Source organism: Pedobacter sp., assembly GCF_045627485.1.
GTDB lineage: Bacteria > Bacteroidota > Bacteroidia > Sphingobacteriales > Sphingobacteriaceae > Pedobacter.
Genome location: NZ_JAZQNU010000124.1, coordinates 1 through 5,563, shown reverse-complemented (window position 1 = coordinate 5,563; position 5,563 = coordinate 1). Strand labels below are relative to the sequence as shown.

At 41.3% G+C, this 5,563-nt stretch carries 7 protein-coding genes and 1 tRNA gene; 1 reads left to right on the top strand and 7 read right to left on the bottom strand.

The window, feature by feature from the left end; all coding sequences use genetic code 11:
• From ACR2F3_RS09500 to ACR2F3_RS09470, 7 genes are all read right to left on the bottom strand, one after another.
• The coding region (locus ACR2F3_RS09500; RefSeq protein WP_432709743.1) for a hypothetical protein at nucleotides 1-551 on the bottom strand (551 nt) is incomplete at its 3' end.
• Nucleotides 552-601: 50 nt separating this feature from the next.
• Nucleotides 602-1,201 carry a hypothetical protein gene (locus ACR2F3_RS09495; protein ID WP_432709742.1) on the bottom strand — a complete coding sequence of 200 codons (600 nt, stop codon included), beginning with the start codon at nucleotides 1,199-1,201 and terminating at the stop codon, nucleotides 602-604.
• A gap of 84 nt (nucleotides 1,202-1,285) precedes the next feature.
• Entirely contained in the window at nucleotides 1,286-1,513 is a 228-nt protein-coding gene (locus tag ACR2F3_RS09490; RefSeq protein ID WP_432709741.1) for a hypothetical protein, read from the bottom strand.
• 9 nt (nucleotides 1,514-1,522) lie between these two features.
• Nucleotides 1,523-1,990, bottom strand: coding sequence for an SDR family NAD(P)-dependent oxidoreductase (locus ACR2F3_RS09485; RefSeq protein ID WP_432709740.1), 468 nt, complete (start codon nucleotides 1,988-1,990; stop codon nucleotides 1,523-1,525).
• 79 nt (nucleotides 1,991-2,069) lie between these two features.
• Nucleotides 2,070-2,951 carry an alpha-L-rhamnosidase C-terminal domain-containing protein gene (locus ACR2F3_RS09480; protein ID WP_432709739.1) on the bottom strand — a complete coding sequence of 294 codons (882 nt, stop codon included), beginning with the start codon at nucleotides 2,949-2,951 and terminating at the stop codon, nucleotides 2,070-2,072.
• 190 nt (nucleotides 2,952-3,141) lie between these two features.
• Nucleotides 3,142-3,984, bottom strand: coding sequence for an aldo/keto reductase (locus ACR2F3_RS09475; protein ID WP_432709738.1), 843 nt, complete (start codon nucleotides 3,982-3,984; stop codon nucleotides 3,142-3,144).
• Between the two features lie 37 nt (nucleotides 3,985-4,021).
• Nucleotides 4,022-5,065 (bottom strand): methyltransferase, encoded by a 1,044-nt coding sequence (locus ACR2F3_RS09470; RefSeq protein WP_432709737.1) that lies wholly within the window; start codon nucleotides 5,063-5,065, stop codon nucleotides 4,022-4,024.
• A gap of 203 nt (nucleotides 5,066-5,268) precedes the next feature.
• Here ACR2F3_RS09470 and ACR2F3_RS09465 point away from each other — a divergent pair.
• Nucleotides 5,269-5,341, top strand: a tRNA-Lys gene (locus ACR2F3_RS09465).
• Nucleotides 5,342-5,563 lie beyond the last annotated feature (222 nt).

The window sequence follows — 5,563 nt, the reverse complement described above, 5'->3', positions numbered from 1 at the left end:
AGGTTCATGGCGACGTGTTGATAATTGTTGCCTAGAAGCGTAACATCTTCTGTTTGCGCTGCCAGGGGAATCACTTTATCCAATAGTATGTTTACATACTCATTTGCTTTATCTTCACGCTGCAAAAGTGCACCATAGCTTCCCCAGCTACGGGCACGATAGTGAACGGCTTTTAATTTATGGGCTTGATCAGCTTTTTGTAGCAATCTTTCAGCCTCCATATATAATGCTTTTGCCTTATTGGGGTCTTTGTCGAAATAAACAGAAGCGGTATAAAAAGCGATCAACCCTCCATAATAACCTGTTTGTACTTTTGTTCCTAATAGATTTTTTGCCTCAGCGATATAATGTAAAGCTTTCGGGATACTGTGATCAGACCAGAAGTAACTTAAATTAAGCAAAGCCACCGCTTTTTCTTCCTGGTTTTTTATAGGTTCTAGTTGACGGTATACACTATCGCTATATGAAGTGAGCCGGTCTCCCGGCTGACCATATACGGTAGTAGCTATTGAAGAAAGATATAAAATAAGTAGTGTTATGATTTTCGGCACAAGTAATCTATTTTATGTTTATTACAGGAAATATACATAAAATACAACTATTAACAATCTGGCACCATCCCCATAACGACACCGTTGGGCGACCAAACGGGTACTAAGCGTGTAGGGCATCCACCAACATCCCCACTGCTATTGCTAATAGCACGATTGGTGTCGAAGTTGAGTTCTAGCCTTGTTCCTTTTGGAAAGCTCTCCGTGTCTTGCTTAAATACAGCAATCATTTTCATTTGCCCGCTTTCCTTTTCCAATTTGCCTTTGAAAGTCATCTCCTGACGATCAGAGATAGATTTTCCATCTATATTCTGGTCAATAATCTTAAAATAGATATTAGGATTTTCATCTTCCATATAAAAGGAGTTTCCATCGTATTTTCCGGGAACCTTTATATTGATTTCGCCTAACTTGTCAAGATCTGATAGGAAGACTATGGAAACTGAATCTTTTGTAGCTTCCATGAGGGCTATGCTCCCCTTTCCTGAAAGCGCAAATTCATTGCCCCCATCTATGGAAACAGTTCCGCTGACAGTTCCTTTATAAGGAACCCCGCCATAAACGCTGGTAAAATCTTGATTGGGTTGATCATTTTCCTTCGTACATCCTAAGGATAACATAGCCACTATTAATAACACGATGTTTTTCATGAAACGCTGTCTAAATGTAAATCTATAATCGTAAAGTTATCATGAGTTTATATAGCAGACAATCCACGAAAACTAGGGTTTTAACTATTTAGTTTGTGTTGGGCGAACCTCAATTTTACTCGGCAATACATTTGCGTTCAATTTCAATAAACTAACAATCATTTCACCAATATCTGATGGTTGAATTTTCCAGGAATCAGCTTCAGATGGCTGGTGATCATTGAAATGAGAGGTTACCGAACCGGGCATAATGGTAGTTGTCTTTACGCCATATTCTCTTAAATCGAGCATCGCTGCCTGGGTAAAACCCACAACACCAAATTATGATGCATTATAACCCGATCCTCCTGCGAAAAAGTTAGTACCGGCCAGGCTAGCAATAGTGATATAATAACCCTTGTTCTTTTTGAGTTGCTCCACTCCTGCTTTAAGCGTATGAAACACACCGGTTAAATTAGTAGCGATCATTGCATTCCAATCTTCCAGGCTCAACTGATCAACAGGCCCAAATTTTCCTACTCCCGCATTGGCAATGAGTACGTCAAGCCGACCAAACTTTTCTACGATCTGTTCCACTGCGCGGGCCTCATCTTCGAAATTTGTTACATCAGATGCGATGGCAATGACGTTATCTGAACCAAGCTCTTCTTTTGCCTTTTGCACATCTTCCAGCTTTCGGCCCGAAATGGCTACCTTCAATCCGGCTTCCACCAAAGCTTTAGCAATGCCAAATCCTATACCTTTTGTTCCGCCGGTAACGTAAGCTACTTTGTTGTTTAAATCTTGCATATAAATTTGTTTTATAGACTGTGAAGTTTATTCCCCTCAAAACATGCTCCAAACCCATTCGGGTACATGGAAACTTTCGCTATAATGTATAATGATAAGCAAAGCTGTAGGTTCCAGAACCTAGTTTTAGCACCACATTATTGCCATCCTGTTTGTTTTCTACCGACCCTGGTAAGGATTTTCCATCCAGGCGGATGCTTTGATTGGCTGCCCCAGGCAGTGTTACTGTTGCAGAGGTATTGGCTGGAATGGTGACCGATAAGGTAAAGACCCCATCGCCTATCTCCCATTTCGACGCAATTTTGCCATAGGGAGATTCAAATGAAGCTGCAGCATTGGATAATTTCCCTCCTGGCAATGGTGCCACGTAAAAGTGCTGGTATCCCGGGGCGGAATCATCGGCCTTTATTCCTGCGATATTTTTATACATCCACTCCCCAATTGCACCATAGGCATAATGGTTGAATGAATTCATTTCGATATTCTGGAAAGTCCCGTCCGCCTTTATACCGTCCCAACGCTCCCATATTGTGGTTGCGCCCTGTTTCACCTGGAAAAGCCAGGATGGATAGGTCTGTTGCAAGAGCAATCTATAAGCGATATCATTAAAGCCAAACCTTGTTAGCACATGGCAAAGATATGGCGTACCTACAAAGCCCGTTGTTAAGTGGTATTTGTATTCCTTTATATTATCTACCAGGCGCTGCGCAGCTTGTTGTCGCATGTTTTCTGGTAAAAGATCAAACTGTAGCGCAAGTACATATGCAGTTTGTGTAGATGAGGCTAAGGCGCCATTAAAGGTGGTAAATTCTTTTACAAAAGCATCCTTGATCTGTGGAAGTAGCTTACTGTAACGATCGATGTCTTCTGTTTTGCCGAGCGTAGTTGCGGCATTGAGCAGCATTTGAACTGAATGTGCATAGAATGCCTGAGCGATAACCTTGGAAATGCCAGGTATCATCTTCGCCTCGAAAATATAAAAAAATGACTATTTAACTGTCCTGAACTGTTGGGTTTTAATTGGGGCGGCGTTGGGATTTAATTGGGCTTACTGATTGCAATGTTTTTATTGATGCACTGTTCTGGGTTTTCAATGAGGGTAGCGATGAAGGCAGCGATGCTGCGTACTTTTTTTATAGTGATTAGTTGATTCAGTTTAGTGTTCCCAACCATTTTACCATTGCAGGATCGCGATGATCGAAAAAGGCGCTTTCCGTTTTATCAAGCTTCGCAATCTGATCCATATCCTGCGTCGAAAGTTCAAAGTCAAATACATCAAAATTTTGGATAATGCGCTCCCTGGTCACCGATTTGGGAATAACAACGATGTTGCGTTGTATCATCCAGCGTAGAACCACCTGGGCGATTGATTTGTTATACTGCTTGCCAATACCTGATAACACCTCATTGCTAAACAGGTTATTGCGTCCTTCAGCAAATGGCCCCCATGATTCTAGCTGCACATTATTTTCCTGTAAGAATTTTTGCGTTTCGATTTGCTGATGAAAGGGATGCGTTTCAATCTGGTTCACCGCAGGGACCACATGGTTAAATACGATCAAATCCATGAGACGGTCTGGTTGAAAATTGCTTACACCGATAGCCCTGATCCTGCCCTGTTCATAAAGTTCTTCCATGGCTCGCCATGCGCCGTGTACATCTGAAAAAGGCTGGTGGATAAGATAAAGATCGAGATAGTCTAACTGGAGTTTGTTGAGCGACAAGTCAAAAGCACGCTTTGCTTTTTCGTATCCTGCATCGGATATCCATAGTTTAGTGGTGATAAACAAGTCCTCGCGGTTGATACCACTTTGTTTTATGGCTTTACCAACTGCTTCTTCGTTTTTATAAGCAGCTGCGGTATCAATTGAGCGGTACCCAGTTTCCAAGGCTGTTAATACGCTTCTTTCGCATTCTGCCGCGTCAGGTATCTGGTAAACACCAAACCCCAAAATGGGCATTTCGACGCTGTTGTTCAATGTTACGTTTTGCATAGGATTAATCGTTAATATTTGTTGTTCCAGGTAAATCTCATTTATAAGCAATTGCTGCACTTGATGGTCCGGCTAAAGAAATTAGTTCTGTTGAACGAAATCCGGCAGCTGTAACCCATTTATTAAAATCGTTAAAGGTATAATCAAAGCCCTTACCTGTTTCGATCAACATGTTGAGGCTCATCATCATGCCAAAAACATTGTGTCTTCTTTCATCGTCAATCACATTTTCTATAGCTACAAAGGCACCACCATGGTTAACCGCATCATAAGCTTTTTTGATCAGCATAAGCTTTTTTTCCTCGTCCCAGTCGTGCAGAATATTTCCCATCACTACCACATCTGCTGGCGGTATTGGATCATTGAAAAAATCGCCACTGGCGGTCTTCACCTGGTTTTGTAATTCAGCCCGTTGTATATTTTCTATAGCTATGGGTACTACTATGGGTAAATCGAAACTGGTACATATCATATGGGGATGATACTTTGCCACTGTTAATGAAAACATGCTTCCGGCTCCGCCAGCATCCGTGAGGGTGTTGTATCGGGAAAAGTCGAACTTTTGTGCGAAGGTCATAAAATTGCCTCTTTGTATGCCGCTCATAGCATTAATGAATCCCCGCAGTTTTTGAGGATCCTGGTAAATAACGCTAAAGAAGTTTTCACTGCCTTCCTTTGTTTCATTTTGTGGCCCACCGGTGAGCAGTCCTTCTTCCAGATTTCCCCAATGGTGGTATATGCGGCTGTTTAGCATTTCTAATAAACCACCTATGTATGATTCTTTGTGTTTATCGAGAAACGTATCTGTATGGATGCTGTTTGAATAAAGGGCGTCTGCCAAAAGTCCTTCACGATTTAAAAATTTTAATGCGGTTAGGGCATCTAGAAAATCATAAACATTTCTGTCCGAACATTTTAGTTTTAATGAATCCTTGATTTGCCCTGCCGACATTGTTTTTTCTCTTGCCAGGAACGTAAAAAGGTCGAATTTTACGGCCGCCAATAAAATTTTTGAAGCCCAGAATCCGGATGCAATTTGCAGGATGCCTTCGGGAGATGGTTGGTCCAGGTCTTTTTCCATGAAATTAAAATGGTAATAATGAATGAATTATGATTGAACAAAGGCTTCTAAAATATGTTTTAAGGAATAACGGTAAAAAAGGCATATGGTATACGATTGATTAATACACCCTTTAATGATAGACACTTTGTTGCAATTAATTCAATCTTGTGTTTGAACTCCTAAAAAAAATGATATCTTTGCACCCTCTTCGAAAGAAGGATGATTCCGTAGCTCAGCTGGTAGAGCATTACACTTTTAATGTAGTGGTCCTGGGTTCGAATCCCAGCGGGATCACAGCTAAGATTATCAAAATGTTTAAAACCCTGCAATCAAAAGATTAAGTCGGATCGTAGCCATGTCGTTCTGTGAGCCAAGGAGTTGTCCCTCTCTATTGTCTTCCTAAGACCGCTTGGCCTCCGACTTAGAGCATTACACTTTTAATGTAGTGGTCCTGGGTTCGAATCCCAGCGGGATCACAGCTAAGATTATCAAAATGTTTAAAACCCTGCAATCAAA